This is a genomic window from Microbispora sp. GKU 823, from assembly GCF_002027145.1.
GTDB classification, from domain to species: domain Bacteria; phylum Actinomycetota; class Actinomycetes; order Streptosporangiales; family Streptosporangiaceae; genus Microbispora; species Microbispora siamensis.
On the sequence record NZ_MWJN01000005.1, the window covers coordinates 70,509 to 89,651 of the forward strand.

General features: G+C 73.0%; 14 protein-coding genes and 4 pseudogenes. 8 read left to right on the top strand and 10 right to left on the bottom strand.

Annotated features, from left to right (window positions below):
- The first annotated feature begins 34 nt into the window (after positions 1–34).
- Positions 35–1,402 carry a HAMP domain-containing sensor histidine kinase gene (locus B1L11_RS04540; protein ID WP_079313315.1) on the top strand — a complete coding sequence of 456 codons (1,368 nt, stop codon included), beginning with the start codon at positions 35–37 and terminating at the stop codon, positions 1,400–1,402.
- Between the two features lie 53 nt (positions 1,403–1,455).
- Here the strand turns inward: B1L11_RS04540 and B1L11_RS04545 are convergent, their stop codons facing one another.
- Positions 1,456–2,598, bottom strand: coding sequence for a sensor histidine kinase (locus tag B1L11_RS04545; protein ID WP_256862220.1), 1,143 nt, complete (start codon positions 2,596–2,598; stop codon positions 1,456–1,458).
- A gap of 27 nt (positions 2,599–2,625) precedes the next feature.
- Positions 2,626–3,246, bottom strand: coding sequence for a sulfite oxidase-like oxidoreductase (locus B1L11_RS04550; protein WP_079313317.1), 621 nt, complete (start codon positions 3,244–3,246; stop codon positions 2,626–2,628).
- 251 nt (positions 3,247–3,497) lie between these two features.
- Here B1L11_RS04550 and aroF point away from each other — a divergent pair.
- Positions 3,498–4,551, top strand: a pseudogene (aroF, locus tag B1L11_RS04555) (3-deoxy-7-phosphoheptulonate synthase).
- A gap of 49 nt (positions 4,552–4,600) precedes the next feature.
- On the opposite strand, the gene thiI reads toward aroF, so the two are convergent.
- From thiI to B1L11_RS04580, 5 genes and pseudogenes are all read right to left on the bottom strand, one after another.
- Positions 4,601–5,797 carry a tRNA uracil 4-sulfurtransferase ThiI gene (thiI, locus tag B1L11_RS04560; RefSeq protein ID WP_079313318.1) on the bottom strand — a complete coding sequence of 399 codons (1,197 nt, stop codon included), beginning with the start codon at positions 5,795–5,797 and terminating at the stop codon, positions 4,601–4,603.
- Between the two features lie 130 nt (positions 5,798–5,927).
- Positions 5,928–6,577, bottom strand: a pseudogene (locus B1L11_RS04565) (response regulator).
- A gap of 107 nt (positions 6,578–6,684) precedes the next feature.
- Complete coding sequence (locus B1L11_RS04570; protein ID WP_256862221.1) at positions 6,685–7,044, bottom strand: ATP-binding protein; 360 nt, start codon at positions 7,042–7,044, stop codon at positions 6,685–6,687.
- Between the two features lie 34 nt (positions 7,045–7,078).
- Positions 7,079–7,921, bottom strand: a complete 843-nt coding sequence (locus B1L11_RS04575) for a DUF5931 domain-containing protein (RefSeq protein WP_079313320.1) — start codon at positions 7,919–7,921, stop codon at positions 7,079–7,081.
- Between the two features lie 184 nt (positions 7,922–8,105).
- A pseudogene (locus B1L11_RS04580) lies at positions 8,106–9,130 on the bottom strand (6-phosphofructokinase).
- Between the two features lie 263 nt (positions 9,131–9,393).
- On the opposite strand from B1L11_RS04580, the gene B1L11_RS04585 reads away from it, so the two are divergent.
- Entirely contained in the window at positions 9,394–10,302 is a 909-nt protein-coding gene (locus B1L11_RS04585) for a helix-turn-helix domain-containing GNAT family N-acetyltransferase (protein WP_079313321.1), read from the top strand.
- A 39-nt stretch (positions 10,303–10,341) separates the two neighbouring features.
- The gene (locus tag B1L11_RS04590) at positions 10,342–11,085 is read left to right on the top strand and encodes a trypsin-like peptidase domain-containing protein (RefSeq protein WP_179154974.1); all 744 of its coding nucleotides are present in this window, start codon (positions 10,342–10,344) and stop codon (positions 11,083–11,085) included.
- A 46-nt stretch (positions 11,086–11,131) separates the two neighbouring features.
- Here B1L11_RS04590 and B1L11_RS04595 read toward each other — a convergent pair whose 3' ends face one another.
- On the bottom strand, positions 11,132–12,232 hold the full coding sequence (locus B1L11_RS04595) for an alkaline phosphatase PhoX (protein WP_256862222.1): 1,101 nt from the start codon (positions 12,230–12,232) through the stop codon (positions 11,132–11,134).
- A gap of 389 nt (positions 12,233–12,621) precedes the next feature.
- Here B1L11_RS04595 and B1L11_RS49745 point away from each other — a divergent pair.
- A pseudogene (locus tag B1L11_RS49745) lies at positions 12,622–12,864 on the top strand (hypothetical protein); the annotation flags it as partial.
- A gap of 17 nt (positions 12,865–12,881) precedes the next feature.
- Here the strand turns inward: B1L11_RS49745 and B1L11_RS49750 are convergent.
- Entirely contained in the window at positions 12,882–13,061 is a 180-nt protein-coding gene (locus tag B1L11_RS49750; protein WP_256862236.1) for a hypothetical protein, read from the bottom strand.
- Between the two features lie 329 nt (positions 13,062–13,390).
- Here B1L11_RS49750 and B1L11_RS49755 point away from each other — a divergent pair, with 329 nt between their 5' ends.
- From B1L11_RS49755 to mmuM, 3 genes are all read left to right on the top strand, one after another.
- Positions 13,391–13,603, top strand: coding sequence for a hypothetical protein (locus B1L11_RS49755; protein ID WP_179154970.1), 213 nt, complete (start codon positions 13,391–13,393; stop codon positions 13,601–13,603).
- Positions 13,600–16,260, top strand: a complete 2,661-nt coding sequence (locus B1L11_RS04605) for a VIT domain-containing protein (protein ID WP_079313324.1) — start codon at positions 13,600–13,602, stop codon at positions 16,258–16,260. Before B1L11_RS49755 ends, B1L11_RS04605 begins: the two co-directional genes overlap by 4 nt.
- 355 nt (positions 16,261–16,615) lie before the next feature.
- Positions 16,616–17,470: a homocysteine S-methyltransferase gene (gene mmuM / locus B1L11_RS04610; protein WP_079313325.1), complete on the top strand. Its 855-nt coding sequence runs from the start codon at positions 16,616–16,618 to the stop codon at positions 17,468–17,470.
- Between the two features lie 46 nt (positions 17,471–17,516).
- Here the strand turns inward: mmuM and B1L11_RS04615 are convergent, their stop codons facing one another.
- The gene (locus tag B1L11_RS04615) at positions 17,517–19,055 is read right to left on the bottom strand and encodes an MDR family MFS transporter (RefSeq protein WP_079313326.1); all 1,539 of its coding nucleotides are present in this window, start codon (positions 19,053–19,055) and stop codon (positions 17,517–17,519) included.
- Positions 19,056–19,143: the final 88 nt, after the last annotated feature.

A 19,143-nucleotide genomic window follows, 5' to 3' on the forward strand; every position in this document is an offset into this window, starting at 1 on the left:
TTGACAGGGAGACCAGGCCGAACGAGGAACTTCGATGAGCATCAGGCCGGGCGTGTTCCTTCCCCTCCCCCACTCCATCCGGGTGCGCGTGACCCTGACCGTGGCGGCGGTGTCCGTACTCGTCGCCGCGGTGATCGCGACCGGCCTGTGCCTGCTGATCCGGCACCGGGTCGAGAGCGAGGTCTTCAAGGAGACGCGTCGCGTCGCCACCGAGTGGATCGGCCTGATGGAACGCGGGCAGATTCCGCCGCCGTCGCCGACGGCGCGGGTCCCGCTCGTCCAGCTCGTCGACTCGCGGGGCCGGGTGACGATGGCCGGGCCCATGGCCGGCGACCGGCCGCTGAGCACGGTCCAGCCGACCGAGGAGAACCGTTTCCAGGACGTGACCGAGTGCCCCGAGAGCGAGCGGTGCGTCATGCTCACCGCCGGCCGGGTCCCGTCGTTGCAGGCCTGGGAGCTCTGGCACGGCGAGCCCCACTTCGTCTACGCCGGCACGGACCAGCCCCCCGCCCTGCGCGGGCTGCGGCTGGAGTTCCTCATCGGCTCCGGCGGGGCGCTGCTGGCGGCCCTGTGGACATGGACGACCTGGCGGGCGGCGGGCCGCATCCTACGGCCGATCGACGCGATCCGGCAGCGGATGTCGGAGATCACCGCCAACGACCTGTCCCTGCGGGTGCCGCAGCCGTCCGGCCGGGACGAGATCGCGCAGCTCGCCCGCGCCGCGAACCAGACGCTCGGCCGGCTGGAGGCGGCGGTGACCCGGCAGCGGGAGTTCGCCGCCGTCGTCTCCCACGAGCTCAAGTCCCCGCTCACCGGTCTGCGCACCGGGCTGGAGGAGGCGCTGCTCTACCCGGAGACGGACGCACGGCAGGCGATCGCCAGGTCGCTGCCGGCGGCCGGTCGCATGCAGCAGATCATCGACGAGCTGCTCGCCTTCGCCCGGCTCCGCAACACGCCGTGCTCGTCCGAGCCGGTCGACCTCGGGGCGCTCGTACGCGACGAGGCGGCGGCGCGCACCACGGGCGTGCCGGTGCACGCCAGGACCGAGCCGGACGTACGTGTCCTCGGCAACCGCGTGCAGTTGGCCAGCATCGTGACGAACCTGCTGGTGAACGCGCAGCGCCACGCCACCGGCCAGGTGGACGTGAGCGCCGAGCGCGCCGGCGACCAGGCGCTGGTGGTCGTGCTGGACGACGGCGACGGCGTCGACGAGGAGGACAGGGAGCGCATCTTCGAACCCTTCACCCGCCTGGAAGCGGGGCGGCGCCTCGATCCCGGCGGCAGCGGCCTCGGCCTGGCCCTGTGCCGGGCGATCGCGGTCGCGCACGAGGGCAGCCTGTGCGTCGAGGAATCCCCGCGCGGCGCCCGGTTCGTCCTGCGGCTTCCGCTCCTGACCGGCTGAGCGCAGGGATCCGGGGCGCCTGCCCCGGCACCTGCTCTACGGGAGCCGGCCTTTCAGGAGCGGGCGGGGACGGCGCGGGGGCGGGTCTTGGGGATGCGCAGCCGGATGCGGGTCCCCTTGCCGGGCGCGGTCTCGACCATGAGCCCGTAGTCCTGGCCGTAGAGGTGACGCATGCGCAGGTCCACGTTGCTCAGCCCGATCCCGCTGCTCTCCTCGGCGAGCGCGGCCCGCAGATGCTCGGGGTCCATGCCGACGCCGTCGTCCTCGACCCAGATGTGCGCCTCCGGCCCCGCGTCCCTGATCACGACCCGGACCTCCCCCGGCATGCCGTGCTTGATCGCGTTCTCCACCAGGGGTTGCAGGCACAGGAACGGCACGTCCACCCGCAGCACCTCGGGGGCGACCTGGACGGTGAAGCGCAGCCGGTCGCCGAACCTCGCCTGCTCGAGCAGCAGGTAGCGGTCCACGCAGCTCAGCTCGTCGGCGAGGGAGGTGAAGTCGGCCGCCCGGCGCAGCGCGTACCTGATGAAGTCGGCGAAGTCGAGCAGCAGCTCGCGGGCGCGCTCGGGATCGGTCCGGACGAACGAGGCGATCGTGGTCAGCGAGTTGTACACGAAGTGGGGCGAGATCTGCGCCCGCAAAGCCCGCGCCTCCGCCTCCAGGGTCCGCCTGCGGGAGGCGTCGAGTTCGGCGAGTTCGAGCTGGCCGGACATCCAGCGGCCCACCTCGGCCGCCGTGCGCACCAGGCCGGTGCCGATCTCGGCGTCGTACGCCGCGAGCGCGCCGACCGTCCTGCCCTCCACGGTCAGGGGGACGACCACCCCGTATCCGTCGCCGCCCGCGGCGCGGGCGAGGCGCGTCCTGCCGCCCGCCATGGCGGCGCGCACCTCGGCGAGGACCGCCTCGTCCGGCGGCGCACCCGTGCCGTCCCTGGCCAGGACGCGGTCGTTCGTGGCGACCACCAGGCCCGCGGTGCCGAGCAACGTCCGCAGGTGCCGTACGGCGCGGCGGGCGGAACCGCGGGTCAGCCCGGCGCGCAGCGAGCCCGCGGCCAGCCCGGCGACGCGCAGGGCGAGGAACGTCGCCTCTCCCGGCAGTTCGCCGGGAGCCGGCCCGCGACAGGCGAGGGCGCGGCCCAGCGCGCCGCCGCAGACCCCGCAGAGCGCGCACAGCGTGACCCAGACGGCTGAAGACACGCCGGACACCGTAGCCGCTCGGCGGCCTCAGGGAGGGCCGTCGCCCGGGTCCTCCTGGTATGAGTAGCGCTGCTCCTTCCAGGGATCGGCCACGTTGTGGTAGCCGCGCTCCTCCCAGAAGCCGCGCCGGTCCTCGGTCAGGTACTCGACCGCGCGCACCCACTTCACGCTCTTCCAGGCGTACAGGTGCGGCACCACGATCCGTACGGGGTAGCCGCGCTCGGGGGACAGCGGGTTCTCGTCGAGGTGGGTGGCCAACAGCGTGGTCGGGCGGTCGAAGTCGGACATGCGCATGTTGGCGCTGTAGCCGTACTCGGCCCAGACCATGACGTGGCGCACGCCCGGCGCCGGGGGGACGCGGTCGAGCAGCGCCGACGCGGGAACGCCGCCCCACTCGTTGCCCATGAGGGAGAACTTGGTGACGCAGTGGAAGTCCGCCACGACCGTCGTCCTCGGCAGCGCGGCGAACTCCTCCCACGAGAACTCGTGGACCCGGCCCGAGGCCGTGGCGCCGAACACCTGGAAACGCCAGGTCTCAGGGCGGAAGGCCGGGACCCTCCCGTAGTGGACGACGGGCCGTCCGCGTGGGACGTACTGGCCCGGCGGCAGGCGCGTCTCCTCCTCAGGTTTCTCCGGCACGCGTGCCATCCTGCCATCCGCCCGGAGGACGGCCGCACCGGACCCCGGAGGTGCGGGTGCGGCACGATCAAGGAAGCGTGCGCTATATTGCGTCACATGCGCACCGCTTGGTCGTTTTGGTATGGCGACGGACCCGTGAGGACCGATCGCCTCCATGCGCTGCGCTGACAGCCACGGCGAACGAAGGCCCCGGGTCCACACGGACCCGGGGCCTTCGTCGTTTTTCCTGACCCGCACCGTCGACAGCAACAGGAGTCACCATGGTCATCGTCATGACCCCCGAGGCCACGCAGGACGACATCGAGGCGATCACCGACCTCGTCGCCGCCGCCGGAGGGGAGGCGTTCGCGAGCCGCGGTGTGAACCGTACGATCATCGGCCTCATCGGCGACGTCGAGCAGTTCGCCACACTGAACCTGCGCGCCATGCCGGGCGTCGCGGACGTCGTACGGGTCTCCACGCCGTACAAGCTCGTGAGCAGGGAGAACCATCCCCAACGTTCCACGGTGACGGTGCGCGGCGTGCCGATCGGCCCGGACACCGTCACCCTGATCGCGGGCCCGTGCGCGGTCGAGACGCCGGAGCAGACGCTGGAGGCCGCGCTGATGGCCAAGGCGGCGGGCGCGACGCTGCTGCGCGGCGGCGCCTTCAAGCCGCGCACCTCGCCGTACGCCTTCCAGGGGCTGGGCGAGAAGGGCCTGCGCATCCTGGCCGAGGTGCGCGAGGAGACCGGCCTGCCGATCGTCACCGAGGTCGTGGACGCCCACGACGTGGCGCTCGTGGCGTCGTACGCCGACATGCTGCAGGTCGGCACCCGCAACGCGCAGAACTTCGCGCTGCTGCAGGCCGTGGGCGCGGCGGGCAAGCCGGTCATGCTGAAGCGGGGCATGACGGCGACCATCGAGGAGTGGCTGATGGCGGCCGAGTACGTCGCCCAGCGCGGCAACCTCGACATCGTGCTGTGCGAGCGGGGCATCCGCACCTACGAGCCCGCCACCCGCAACACGCTCGACATCTCGGCGGTCCCGGTCGTGCAGCGGCTGTCGCACCTGCCGGTGATCGTGGACCCGTCGCACTCCGGCGGCCGGCGCGACCTCGTGCTGCCGCTGTCGCGGGCCGCGGTCGCGGTCGGGGCCGACGGCCTGATCGTCGACCGTGCACCCCCACCCCGAGCAGGCCCTGTGCGACGGCCCGCAGGCCCTGGTGAACGGCGACCTGGACGACCTCGCGGCGGTCATGCGCGACTTCCCCCCGCTGGTGGGCCGCACCGCGACCGTCACGTCCACCGCGACGGCGTCCCCGATCCCCGCCTGAACCCGTCCCCGCCCGATCGCCTCCCGCCGGGCCGGCGGCGAACGCCGTCTCAGACGTCGAGCTTGTACGGCTGGATCGAGTCGGCGAGCTGGGCGGCGAGGTCCTCGGCGTCCAGGCGCCGCTCGATCTGCTTCAGATCCTCGATCTTCGCGCGGGTCTCGGCCTGCCGGGGCGCGAGCAGCGTGCAGCAGTCCTCGTCGGGCAGCTCGGAGATCTCCAGCGTCCCGATCCGGCGGGCCTCGGCCATGATCTCGGTCTTGTCCAGGCCGATCAGCGGGCGCAGGATCGGCAGGTCCACGGCGTGGTCCTGGGCCGTGATGTTCGCCAGGGTCTGCGAGGAGACCTGACCGAGGCTGTCGCCGGTGACCAGCGCCTCGGCGTGGATGCGGTGGGCGACCTCCTCGGCCGTCTTGAGCATCAGCCGCCGCTGCGCGATCACCGCGAGCCGGTCCTGGCCGGAGTTCCTGATCGACTGCTGCGCCTTGCCGAACGGCACCACCCACAGCCGCGACTTGCCCTGAAACTTGTCCAGGTTGCGCACCAGCGCGTACGCCTTGTAGATCGACTCGGAGGTGGTGAACGGGATGCCGGAGAAGTGCAGGAAGTCCACCCGCAGGCCACGCCGCATCATGCGGTAGGCGGCGACCGGCGAGTCGATGCCGCCGGACAGCAGCGCCAGCGCGCGGCCGCTGGAGCCGACCGGCAGGCCGCCCTGGCCCGGCCGGCCCCCGGTGAACAGGAACGCCTCGTCCTTGTCCACCTCGATGTGCACGGTCAGCTCCGGCCTGCTCAGGTCGACCGGCAGCCCGTAGGTGTCGTTGATCGCCCCGCCGACCACGCGGTCGAGCTCGTTGGAGCGCAGCGGGAAGCGCTTGTCGCGACGGCGCGACCGTACGGCGAAGCGCGCCTTGCGGGCCACCTCGTCGCTGTCCCTGATCAGCTCGATCGCGGCCTTGGTGATCGCGTCGGGGTCCTTCGGCACCCGCCAGGCCAGGTGGACCAGCACGATCCCGGGCACGTCGGCCACGCGGGCCGCCACCGTCTCGGCCTCCTCCACGTCGGTCCCGGCGGGCAGGAACAGGGCGATCACCCCGTGCCGCTGGCGGATGTCGACCCGGTGGTCCTTGAGAGCGTGCTTGATGTTCGCCCGCAGGCGCATCTCGAAGATCTCGCGGTTCCGGCCCTTCAGAACCACCTCGCCTAACTTGAGCAGCACCGAGGGCTCTCCGAGGGCGGTCATGGTCATCTGTGGAAACCTCCGGACGGACATGGACGGCCGGCACGCCGGGGAGGGCACGGCCGGGCGACATACTCCAAGGAACAACGCGTCACCGCGATGCGGGCTTCCCCACTGTAATGCCGCCGCCGCGACAGCCCTAGTCGAGTTCGGCCAGGCCCTTCTCTATCGCGTAGCGGACCAGCTCGACCCGGTTGTGGAGCTGGAGCTTGCTCAGCGTGTTCTGCACGTGGTTCTGCACGGTGCGATGCGACAGCACCAGGCGTTCGGCGATCTGCCGATAGGTCAGGCCCTTGGCGACCATGCGCAGCACCTCGGTCTCCCGGTCGGTCAGCCGGGGGCCGTCCCGCTCCGCGTCCCGGCCGGGCCGGGCGTCCGGTGGGCCAGCCTGCGGTACTCCCCCAGCACCAGCCCGGCCAGGCCGGGAGTGAAGACGGCGTCGCCCTCGGCGGTGCGGCGGACCGCCTCCAGGAACTCCTCCCGCCTCGCCGATTTCACGAGATATCCGGAGGCGCCCGCCTTGACCGCCTCCAGCACGTCCGCCTCCTCGGCGCTGGCCGACAGGACGAGCACGCGCGGCGGGACCGCGGACGCGCCGAGCCCCCTGGCCACCTCCACACCCGGCAGGTCGGGCAGCCGCAGGTCGAGCACCACCACGTCCGGCCGCACCGCCGCCGCGACGCGCAGCGCCTGGCGGCCCTCCCCGGTGGCGGCGACGACGTCGTACCCGGCCTCGGTCAGGTCGCGGGCGACCGCCTCCCGCCACATCGGGTGGTCGTCCACCACCATGACCCGCACCCGCGGGCGTTCCCCGCCGCCGGCCGCCACCCCGTCCTCGGCCACTGCCCCCGTGGGCGGGCGCGCGGAATCATTCGCGCGCAGCCGTTCGTCTCCGCTCACGACCGCCTCTCGTTCCCTTCGTCCGCCCACACCGGGACCGACAGCTCGATCTCCGTTCCCGCCCGCGACGAGGTGATCGCCACCGTGCCGCCGAGGTCGGCCACGCGGCCCCGGATCGAGCGGGCCACGCCCATGCGTCCCTCCCGGGCCGCCTGTTCCAGCCGGCCCTCGGGGATGCCCGGTCCGTCGTCGCGTACGGTGACGACCACCGCGCCGCCGTCCTCCTCCGCGAGTATCCACGCGCGGGTGCCCTCGGGGCAGTGCCGCACGACGTTGTCGAGGGCCGCGCCGACGGCCGCCGCCACCTCCCGGGCGCTCTCCGGCGGCAGCGGCAGCGGTGTCGCGGGCGCGGACACGATCACCCGGGACGTGCCGTACGGCCGCAGCAGGTCACGCAGATCGACCTCGGGCTCCGCCGTGAGGTCCGTTCGAGGAGGGATCCCTGCGCCGGCGGGGGAACGGCGAGCCCGCGCCGCGACCGGAGCCGGCCGCGAAGACCGGGCGGCGCGGCGGGTCCGGCGCGTCCGCGACGGGCGGCGCCTGCACCAGCGCCCGCAGCGCCGCTCCTGCTCCCCCCGCGAGCCTGCCCAGCTCCGCCGCCTCGCCGCCGATCTCCGCGCCCCTGCGCTGCACCAGGGCCAGCACCTGGAGCACCGAGTCGTGGATGCCCCGGGCCAGCCGCTCCCGCTCGCGGCCCGCGGCCTCGATCCGCGCGGCGCGCCGCATGCGCTCCTCGGCCTCCCGCGCGAGCCGGGCGACGTGCCCGACGACGACTCCGGCCATGAACATGAGCACGGCGCCGTTCACCGGGATCGAGGCGAGGTCGACCCCGTTGCCGCTGCGCAGCCACAGGTCGGCCGCCGACATGACCGCGGCGGCGACCGCACCGGCCCGGCGTCCCCGGGCCACGCCGTACGCCAGGACGGGCCCGGCCACCCAGGTCGCCGTGATCGGGATCGCCCCGGCCAGCATGTCGCCGCGGCTCTGCGCGTACGGCGTGGCCAGCAGGCAGCCCACCGTGACGAGGAGGTCGGCGGCCAGCAGCGGCCCGCGCCGCGCGGCGGCACGCGGGACGAGCATGACGACCGTCCAGACGGCCATCACGCCGACGACGGCCCAGGCCACGGCGGGACGGGCGTAGCCGCCTGCCCTGAGCACGAGCAGCGCCGCGTACGCGAGCGACGCCACGCGGAAGACCGCGATCGCCCGCCAGAACGGTCCCTCGATGCCCATCGCGCGGCGCCCTCTCCTGATCGAGTCCGAGAGGGCCGGGCCCTCCGCTCACATACTCAGGCAATCGCCGCGCCCCCGCGGCTCACATGGCGCCGTTCGGGGCCACGCATGCGTACGGCTCCCGCGGGGCGACGCGGGAGCGTACCGGATCGTGCGCGGGCCGTGGTGACGGGCCCGCGACCGATCAGCCGAAGAAGACCTCGGCCTCCTCGTAGCGGGAGGCGGCACGGTCTTGAGCTCGGCGGTCGCCTCGGCGAGGGCCACGCGGACGATGTCGGTGCCGCGCAGCGCGACCATCTTGCCGAAGTCGCCCTCGTGCACCGCGTCGATCGCGCCGAGGCCGAAGCGGGTCGCGAGAACGCGGTCGTAGGCGGTCGGCGTGCCGCCGCGCTGGATGTGGCCGAGGACCGTGGTGCGGGCCTCCTTGCCGGTGCGCTTCTCGATCTCCTTGGCGAGCATCTCGCCGATGCCGCCCAGGCGCACGTGGCCGAACGCGTCCAGCTCGCCGGTCTGCAGCGCCATCTGGCCCTCGAGCGGGTGGGCGCCCTCGGCGACGACGATGATCGGCGCGTAGCGGGTCTTGAAGCGCGACTCGACGTAGGCGCAGACCTTCTCGATGTCGAACGGCTTCTCCGGGATCAGGATGACGTTGGCGCCGGCGGCCATGCCGGCGTGCAGCGCGATCCAGCCCGCGTGGCGGCCCATGACCTCGCAGATCAGCGCGCGGTGGTGCGACTCGGCGGTGGTGTGCAGCCGGTCGATGGCCTCCATCGCGATGTTGACCGCGGTGTCGAAGCCGAAGGTGTAGTCGGTGGCGTTGAGGTCGTTGTCGATCGTCTTGGGCACGCCGACGACCTTCACGTCGCGGTCGAACAACTGCTTGGCCACGCCCAGCGTGTCCTCGCCGCCGATGGCGATGAGCGCGTCGACACCCTGCGCGGCGAGGTTCTCCTTGATCCGCTCGACGCCGCCCTCGATCTTGATCGGGTTCGTGCGGGAGGAGCCGAGGATCGTGCCGCCGCGCGGCAGGATGCCCCGGACGGCCTGGATGTCGAGCGGCATGGTGTCGCCCTCCAGAGGGCCACGCCAGCCATCCCGGAATCCGACGAACTCGTGCCCGTACACGCCGACGCCCTTGCGGACGACGCCGCGGATCACCGCGTTCAGCCCGGGGCAGTCGCCGCCTCCGGTCAGGACTCCAATACGCATGACGGGTTCTTCCTCCATCTGGGATTACGCGTGGAATGGCGCGGCCGGCCCGACGCAGACCCCGGCGCTCCACCGCACCGCATTCTGCATGAGCCTATCTCAATGGTCTAGACCAAAAGGAGAGGCTACGCCACCTGGCCGACCAGACCAACTCAGTCTCGCACGGCGAGACCGTCCGCGTCGTGAGAGGCGTCTTCCCAACGGCTCGCCGCGGATCTATGTTTGACTCCGTCAATCATTTCCTTGAGTTAGGCAAGGGAAAAATGGACATCGTTCCGGAAGTCCGCGCGTTCAACCGCTTCTACACGTCCGTCATCGGCGTGCTCGGGGCGGGAATGCACGACACCTCCTACTCTCTGACCGAGGCGCGGGTGCTGTTCGAACTCGGCACCCGGGAGGCGGCCGACGCCGCCGACATCAGGGCCATGCTCGGTCTCGACCCCGGCTACCTGAGCCGGATCCTCGCCAGGTTCGAGAGCGACGGGCTCGTGTCCCGTGAGCGTTCGGCCGAGGACGCCCGCCGCCAGGTCGTACGGCTCACCGCCAAGGGCCGCGACACCTTCGCCATGCTCGACCGGCGCTCGGGCGCCGAGATCGAGACCCTGCTGGCGAAGCTGACCGATCCAGAACGCCGGCGGCTCGTCTCGGCGATGGGCACCGTGCGGAGTCTGCTGGAGCCCGCCGAGCGGCGCGAGCCGTACGTGATCAGGCCGCCGCGGGCGGGCGACCTCGGCTGGGTGGTGCACCGGCACGGGGTCCTCTACAGCGAGGAGTACGGCTGGGGCGCCGCGTTCGAGGCCCTGGTCGCGCGGATCGTCGCCGAGTACGTCGAGAACCACGACCCCCGCAGGGAGGCGGGCTGGATCGCCGAGGTACGCGGCGAGCCGGTGGGATGCGTCTTCTGCGTCCGCAAGGACGACACGACGGCCCAGCTCCGCCTGCTGCTGGTCGAGCCGTCCGCGCGCGGCATGGGCATCGGCGGGCGGCTGGTCGAGGAGTGCCTGCGCTTCGCCACGGCGGCCGGCTACCGGCGGATCATGCTCTGGACCCGCGACGCGCTCGCGAGCGCCCGCCGGATCTACCAGGCCGCGGGGTTCGAACTGGTGGAGCAGCACCCGGGCGAGGAATCGGGCATCCCCGTCAACGAGCAGGTATGGGCCAGAGACCTGTGACCTTCCTGGCCCGTCCGGGCGGTCCGTACCATGATCCCCATGCGGCGAGTGGTGTGGCGGGGCGCGGGAGCGGTCGCCCTCGCGGTGTGCGTGGCCGGGAGCACGGCGGGATGCACGACCGCGGCTGAGCACGCACCGCCCGCCCACCCGCCGTCCGCCGGCCACACGGCCGGGGCTCAGGCCCCGGCCGCGCACAGCGTGGTGAAGGTCTGGGGGTTCGCCTCCTCCTGCGGCCGGCGGACGGAGGCGACCGGGTTCGTCTACGCGCCCGAGAGGATCCTGCTCAACGCCCACACCGTGGCGGGAGTGGACCGCGACCTGGAGGTGGTCCTCGACGACGGGCGGCGGTTCGCCGCGCGGGTGGTGGCCTTCGACCCTGAGGCCGACGCCGCCGTCCTGCGGGCACCGGGGCTCACCGCCCGGCCGCTGCGGCTCACGAAGGCCGCGAGGACCACCGCCGTGGTCGTCGGCTACCGCAAGGGCGCGGCCGCCCCGGCCGTGCTTCCCGCCACGGTGCGGCCGGATGAGCCCGCCGAGTCGTACGACATCTACAACCGCAGACGGGTGTCCCGACAAGTCCACCGCTTCCAGGGCGCGGCCATCACACCCGGCATGTCGGGCGCGCCGCTCGTCACCCGCGGGGACCGGGCGATGGGCATGGTCTTCGCGGTGAACATGGACAGGGCCGACGTCGGCTACGCGCTCACCGCCGCCCAGATCGAGGCGGTCGCGGCGGCGGGCGAGAACGCCAGCACCGCCGTGCCGCACGGCCCCTGCTCCTGACAGCCGGAGCACGACGAATCCGGCTCGGGAGCCGCGAGGCGTCGGCTCAGGCGCGGACGAGATCGCGAAACGGCCCGCGGACCTCGACGGTCACGGGGGCCGGGGCCGGCCGGGCGTCCTGCGGTGGTCGGCAGGAGAAGTAGAGCCTGTCGCCGGCCGGGGACATCGAGGGGCCGACGACGGTCCAGCCTCCCGTGAGGCGCAGGAACGGCACCGCCCGGTCCCCGGCGAGGAGGGTGATCTCGCCGTTCTCACCGCCGCCGGACCGGCCGGCGGTGTCGTGCGACACCGTCAGGCACTCGCGGGCGGCGTCGTACGCCCACACCCGGCCGTCGCCCTCGGTGACGAACCACACCAGGCCGTCGGCATAGTGACAGTCACCGCCGCCCGCGAATCTCCTGGCGCCTTTCACCTGCTCACGCAGGGGCACATGGTCAGGGAGGGCCGGGATCGGCACCCGCGCCCAGGCCACGGACTCCTCGCCGGGGGCGCCGGTCATCACCTCCAGCACACCCGTCGTGAGGTCGCCCCAGTCGTCCGGGCGGAACCGGTACAGGCATCCGTCCGGCTCCCCTTCGGTGAGGTAGACGACGCCACGGTCGGGATCGCAGGCCACGCCGCCGTGGGTGAACAGGCCCATCGCGAGCCGGGGCATGGGGGCGCGCAGGCCGTACGGGTCGCATTCGAAGACCCGGCCGTACGGCGTCCGCTCGCCCGACACCCAGGTGTGCCACGGTGTCGCGGCGCCGGCCCCGCTGCGGTCGGCGCCGGACAGGATGCGATATCCGCCGCGCAGGGTGCCGTCCGGCGCGAAGCGCAGCGCCGTGACGCCGCCGAGCAGCGGCAGCGCGCAGTTGGACACGTATATCCAGCCGTCCCCGTCCGGGAAGCATCCGCCGCCGTCCGGGGCCGCGTGCCAGACGACTCCCCCGGCCCGCTCTCCCGACCGCGCCACGATCCGGACCGCGAAGCCGGGCGGCAGGGCCCGCAGCACGTCCGGTGGGAAGGGGCCGTCCGGATCCCCCTGCCCGTACGGCTCGCTCCGGCCGGGCGGCTCGCGCCCGTCGCCGGGCCGTGCGAACGCCGCGCGCCACAACGCTCCCGGCAGCGCCGAGAGCGCCGCCGATCGGACGGAAGTACCCTGCACCGCTGACCGCCTCCTCGACCTGCCCCTGGTCATGCCGGTCCGGCCCCCGGCGGGCCGTTCTCTCGTTCCGCACGGCCGCCGAGCCCGGGCCGGGCGGGGGCCGCCCGCTCCCCCTACCCGCCCGGCGAGCTCCCGACCGGGTCGTGCTGTCCCACGTCTACTTGTCGGGCGTCTACTTGTCCGGGTCTTCGTTGTCCGGCGTCTTCTCGCCCCGCGTCTACTTCTCCCGCAGCGGCACATCGCACACGTCGCGGGCGCCCAGTCGACCCGTCCCATGTGAACGGCGGGAGAAGCGGCGTCCCTCGCCGAGACGAACTCTTCGAAAACCGTGGCGCCGCATGACGGAGACGACGTTGACAGTGTCATTGTGACAGTGTCATTGTGGAGGCATGAGCGATACCTGGACGATCGGCGAACTGGCGGAGCGGGCGGCGGGCCTGCTCGGCCAGGAGCGGCGTGACGACGGCCAGGAGCCTCGCGACAGCGGTCCGGAGTCGCGCGTCAACGGCAGAGTCCGCGAGGTGCCGAACGAACGTCTCATCCGCTGGTATACGACCATCGGGTTGCTCGACCCTCCGCTGGGCCGGCGCGGCCGGGTCGCCCTCTATGGCCGCCGTCACCTGCTCCAGCTCGTTGCCGTGAAGCGCCGTCAGGCGGACGGCCTGTCCATCGCCGCCATCCAGGCGGAGCTGGCGGGCGCGACCGACGCCATGCTCCAGCGCGCCGCCGGGCTCACCGGGCCGCCATCCGGACCGGCGCCCCGGCCGCTCGTTCCGCCTTCCCCGCGCGGCCCGGCGGCCCCGGCCGCCGCGAGCCACCTCTTGGACACGCCCGATACTGCGACACCGCCGGCGCCCGATCGGGGCGGGACGAGGCCGGAGAGGGCACCCCGCCCGCCGTTCCGGACGTCGCGCGGCCGGCGGCACGCGACCGCTTCTGGGTGCGCCCGGCCTCATCCGCCGCCACAGCGGCCTCCGGCCACTTCCCGGCCGATCCTTCCGACGCCGTCACCGCGCCTTCCGTGGCATCGGGCTCGGCCGGCTCCCCTCCTGATTCCGTCGCATTCCCGGGAGGTCTCCTGCCGGTCGCGGCGCCTCCGCGGGATGAGAGTCGCGCGCCGCGCGGGGAAACGCCCCGCACGCGGACGTCGTGCACGGTGTGCGGCTCGCACCCGGGGTGACGGTCCTGCTCGACCCGGCCCACCGGGTCCCGGACGGTCACGAGGTGGCCGCGCTGCGCCGGGCCGCGGCGCCGCTCCTCACGGCCCTCGCCACGCTCGGCCTGGCCGGGCCGTTCGAGGGCGCCCATCACACCGACGACGCCTCGGCACTCGATCCACACGCTTCCGACGCTGAAGGGATGACGTCATGACCGTTCCCATCACACCTCTGCGGCCGGAGGAGTGCCGGCCCGTGCCGGACGCCGGGCTCGGAGCGCTGGAGACCGAGAAGGGCAACCTTCCGCTGGAGAGCGTGGACGTCACCGCCCACGTCACCGGACTGGTGGCCAGCGTCGAGGTCGTCCAGACCTTCCGCAATGCCTTCGACGTGTCGCTGGAGGCGACGTACGTCTTCCCGCTGCCGCCGCGGGCCGCGGTCACCGCCTTCCGGATGGAGGCGGACGACCGGGTGGTCGACGGCGTGCTCAAGGAGCGCGGGCAGGCACGGGCCGACTACGACCGGGCGCTCGCCGAGGGCAGGCGGGCCGCGATCGCCGAGGAGGACCGGCCCGACGTGTTCACGATCAGGGTCGGCAACATCGTCCCCGGGGAGCGGGTGGTCGTCCGCCTCATGCTGAGCCAGCCGCTCCCCTACGAGGACGGCGCGGCCGAGTTCCGCTTCCCGCTGGTCGTCGCGCCCCGCTACATCCCCGGGGCTCCGCTGCCCGGGGCTCCGGCCGGTGACGGCGTGTCGCCCGACACCGACGCCGTGCCCGACGCCTCCCGGATCACGCCGCCCGTCCTGCTTCCCGGCTTCCCCTATCCCGTACGGCTGTCGCTCGCGACGACGATCGACCCCGCCGGGCTCGACCTGCGGGAGGTCCGCTCCAGCCTGCACGAGGTCGACCGGGAGGGAGACACGATCAGCCTGCGGCCCGGTGAGCGGCTCGACCGTGACTTCATCCTGCGTCTGGCGTTCGACGCCTCCTCGTCGCTCGCGCTCGTCCCGGACGCCGCCACAGACTCCGGCTCACGTGGTGAAGGCACGGCCGACGGCAGTGGTTCGGCGGAGGACGCGGCGGAGGACACGGCGGACGCCGAGGGGACCTTCGTGCTGACCCTGCTGCCGCCGGAGGACGACGCCACCCGGACCGTGTCCCGTGACGTCGTCCTGCTGCTCGACCGCTCCGGCAGCATGACGGGCTGGAAGATGGTGGCCGCACGACGCGCCGCCGCCCGGATCGTCGACACGCTGACCCGGAATGACCGGTTCGCCGTGCTCTCGTTCGATTCGGTGGTGGAGCGGGCCTTCTCCGGCGGCCTGGTGGACGCGAGCGACCGCAACCGATACCGCGCCGTCGAGCACCTGTCCCGGCTCGACGCCCGCGGGGGCACGGAGATGCTCGCTCCCCTGGAGGAGGCCCTGCGGCTGCTCGACGGCCAGAGCGCATCCGCCCCGGGACCGGCCACCGGCAGGGACCCCGGCCGGTTCCGCGAGGACGACCGGCCCGGCGCATCCGGTCCGTCCGGCGAGCAGGCACGCGATCGGGTTCTCGTCCTGGTGACCGACGGCCAGGTGGGCAACGAGGACGAGATCCTCGAACGCGTCGGCGCCCGGCTGCACGGCGTCCGGGTGCACACCGTGGGCATCGACAGGGCGGTGAACGCCGGGTTCCTCGGACGGCTGGCCCTGATCGGCTCGGGCCGGTGCGAGCTGGTCGAGTCGGAGGACCGGCTCGACGCGGCGATGGAGCACATCCACCGCCGCATCGGCTCGCCGCTGGTGACGGACGTCGCGCTGAAGGCGGAAGGCATGGATCTCGTGGCGGACACCGTCACGCACGCCGGGTCGCTCTACCCCGGCGTCCCTCTGGTCGTGAGCGGGCGTTACCGGGGACGGCGGCCCGCCGGAGCCCTCACCGTGCATGGCCGTACGGCGGACGGCCGCCCCTGGGAGGAGCGGATCGAGGGGCGTCCCGCCCACGGCCCGGCGGCCCGGGCCCTGTGGGCGCGGGCGCATCTGCGCACTCTGGAAGACCGGTACGCCATGGGCGACCACTCGCTCGAACAGCGGATCGTCGACGCCTCGCTGCGTTTCGGCGTGCTGTGCCGGTTCACCGCCTTCGTGGCCGTCGACACCCGCGTCACCGGCGAGGGCGGCCCGGAGCATCGGGTGATCCAGCCGGTCGAACCGCCGAGCGGCTGGGAGATGCCGACCGCGGTGCCGATGATGGCGGCGGGCGCGCCGATGATGGCGAGGATGGCCGCCTTCACCACGGCCGGGCCGGAGGCCGCTTCCGGATCGGCGGCGGACCGGCCCATCGCAGCGGCCCCGCCGCCTGGCGCGCCTCCTGCCGCGCCTTCCGCCCCGCCGTACGCCGCCGCGCCCGCACCGGGTCCGAGACGGGCTTCCCGCGGGTTCTCCGTCGGTCGCTTCCTTCCGCATCCCGGCGAGGGGACCGCACCGGTCACGGATTTCGAGGGCATCCGGCCGTTGCTGGCCGAGGAGCTCACGAAGCTGGGCCAGGCGGAGTCGCTGCCCGAGCGGGAGCGGCGGCGCTATCTGGCGGATCTCGCCAGTCGCCTGCGCGTCGTCGCCCAGATGGTGGGGGGTCACCCGGACCTCACCGCGCTCGCGACCGACCTGGAAAGGGCCGAGTGGGCCGAGGTCTCGCTCGACGACCTCTGGCGGCGGACGGCCGACCTGCTGACCGCGCTGACCGGCCGCTCCGGTTCCGCCGCAACGGGCCCCGCATCCTCGGGCTCCGCGACCCCGGGCTCCACGTCCCCGGGCTCCGCGACCCCGGGCGCCACGTCCCCCGGCCCTGGCGCGAAGGAGGGCCGGCGTCCCTTCTGGAAGCGATCGTGAGACGCCACCTGCGGGAGGCCGCCAGATGACGTGGCGAGGCTGAATCGAGTGCGGCCGGGACACCGGCGGGGAAGCCGGGCCCGGCCGCGTCGGTTCGGGTTCCGCTGTAGGCGAAGCCCCTACGAGGGTTCGGGTAGGCGAATGACGTCGGACGGCGGGGTGGGTGCGGGACGCCGCGGCTCCCTCACCCCTCCCGTGTCGGGCCGATCGTCGCGTCCACCTGCGGGGACGGGAGACCGGCGGCGCAGCAACCGATTGATGAGCCCTTTCAGCCCCATGTGCCGCCAACGCCTGGCATCGCCGATCGGTTCCTCACCGGGATGTTGCCCGCCACGACCACGTAGTGTTGCCCGATATGAACCCAATCGTCCTTGACGGCGGTCTCGCCACACACCTGGAGACGCTCGGCTGCGACCTGAGCGACGACCTATGGTCGGCACGGCTGCTCGCCGACGATCCCGGCGTCATCCGGCAGGCGCACCTCGACTACTTCAGGGCTGGGGCCGATGTCGCCACCACGGCGAGCTACCAGGCGAGCGTCCCCGGGTTCGTGCGGCACGGCCTCACTCCCCAGCAGGCCCGCGACCTCATCCGGCTGTCGGTGACGCTTGCCGTACAGGCGAGGGACGAGGCGGGGCACGGGCTGGTCGCCGCGAGCGTGGGGCCGTACGGCGCCTACCTGGCCAACGGCGCGGAGTACACCGGCGACTACGACCTGGACGAGGACGGCCTGGCCGAGTGGCATCGGGAGCGCTTCGAGATCCTCGCCGGCGCGGGGGCCGACCTGCTGGCGTGCGAGACGATCCCCTCGCGGGCCGAGGCGCGGGCGCTCGCGAGGCTCCTGCGCGAGACGCCGTCCGTGCGGGCGTGGGTGACCTTCTCCTGCCGGGACGGCGAGCACGTCAGCGACGGGACGCCGTTCGAGGAGTGCGCGGCGATCTTCGCGGACCTCCCCCAGGTGGTCGCCGTGGGCGTCAACTGCACCGCGCCGCGGTTCATCCCCGATCTGATCAAGCACGGAGCCTCGATCGTCTACCCGAACTCGGGCGAGACCTGGGACGCCGCCGACCGGCGCTGGCTGGGTCTCGCCGATCCCGTCGAGTTCGGCAGGGCGGCGGCCGGGTGGGCCTCGCTCGGCGCCCGTTACGTGGGCGGCTGCTGCCGCACCACCCCGGCCCACATCCGCGAGATCCGCTCCCACCTCACCTGAGCCCGCTCCGGGCGAGCGAGCCCTGCGACGTCGGCCACGCGCGGGGTCAGCCCATGGCGCCCGGGCCTTCGGTGCTCCGCGTGGCGAGCGGGATCTCCTTGAGGAAGAGAGCCACGACCAGCGCGAGGGCGACGAAGGGCAGGCTGGCGAGGAACACGTCGTCGATCGCGCTGGTGAACGCGACCAGCACGTGATCCTTGGCCGGTTGCGGCAGCTGCTGGATCGCCTGCACGTTGTTGGCGTCCACGCGTCCCGGCGGCATCCTGCCGCCGAACTCGGCGGTCAGATAGTGGGCGAGCCGGTTGGTGAGGACCGCGCCCATGATCGCCGTACCGATGGCGGCGCCCATCATCCGGAAGAACGTCGCCGAGCTCGTCGCCACGCCCATGTCGGCGCGCTCCACCGCGTTCTGGATCGCCGTGACGATCGTCTGCATCGTGAACCCGAGCCCGGCGCCGAAGAGGTACGCGTAGACCGCCACCTGCCAGTACGGCGTGTCCACCTTGATCGTGGACAGCAGCCACATGGCCACCAGGAGGACCGCCCCGCCCAGGATCGGGAAGATCTTGTATCGGCCGGTCCGGCTCATGATCTGGCCGGAGGTGATCGACGTGGAGAAGATGCCAAGGACGGCCGGCAGCAGCGCCAGGCCCGACACGGTCGGCGACATGCCCTGGACGGCCTGGAGGTAGACCGGCAGGAAGATCATGCCGCCGAACATCGCCAGGCCCGCGAGGAAGCTGAAGCCGTTGCCCACGCTGAAGATCTTGTTGCGGAACAGCCGCATCGGCAGGATCGGCTCGGCCGCCCGCAGTTCGACGAACACGAACAGGGCCGCGAGCGCCACGAACCCGGTCAGCAGGGCCAGCGAGCCGGGGGCGGTCCAGCCGATCTCGCCGCCCGCCCAGTCGAGGTAGAGCAGGAAGCACGACACCCCGGCCACGATCAGCGCCGCGCCCAGGTAGTCGATGCGGTGGCTGCGGCGGGTGAAGGGGATCCGCAGCGCCATCGAGGTCACGACGAGCGAGATCAGCCCGATCGGCAGGTTGATCCAGAAGATCCACCGCCAGCCGGGGCCGTCGGTGAAGAAGCCGCCGAGCAGCGGCCCGGCGACGCTGGAGGTGCCCCAGACGGCCCCGAAGTAGCCCTGGTATCGGCCGCGCTCGCGCGGCGGGATGACGTCGCCGATGATGCTGAACGCCAGCGCCATCAGGCCGCCGCCGCCCAGGCCCTGGATCGCCCGGAATCCGATGAGCTGGCCGATGTTCTGGCTCAGCCCGGCCAGCACCGAGCCGAGCAGGAAGATGCCGATGGCGGTCTGGAAGATCGTCCGCCTGCCGTACAGGTCGGAGATCTTGCCCCACAGCGGGGTCGCCGCGGTCGAGGTGAGCAGGTAGGCGGTGACGACCCACGACAGCTTGTCGAGGCCGCCGAGTTCGCTGACGATGCGCGGCAGGGCCGTGCCGACGATGCTCTGGTCGAGGGCGGCCAGCAGCATTCCGGCCGCCACTCCGGAGAGCACGACCAGGATCTGGCGGTGCGGCAGATATCCCGGGGCGGCCTGCTGCTCCTCGCGGACGCTCATGCGGGGCACCCGCGAGCGGCGTCACGGGCGGTGTCCCCCGCTCCGTGCCTCGCGGCGCCGGGCCGGGCCCATGTGCGGTGCCTGCGTG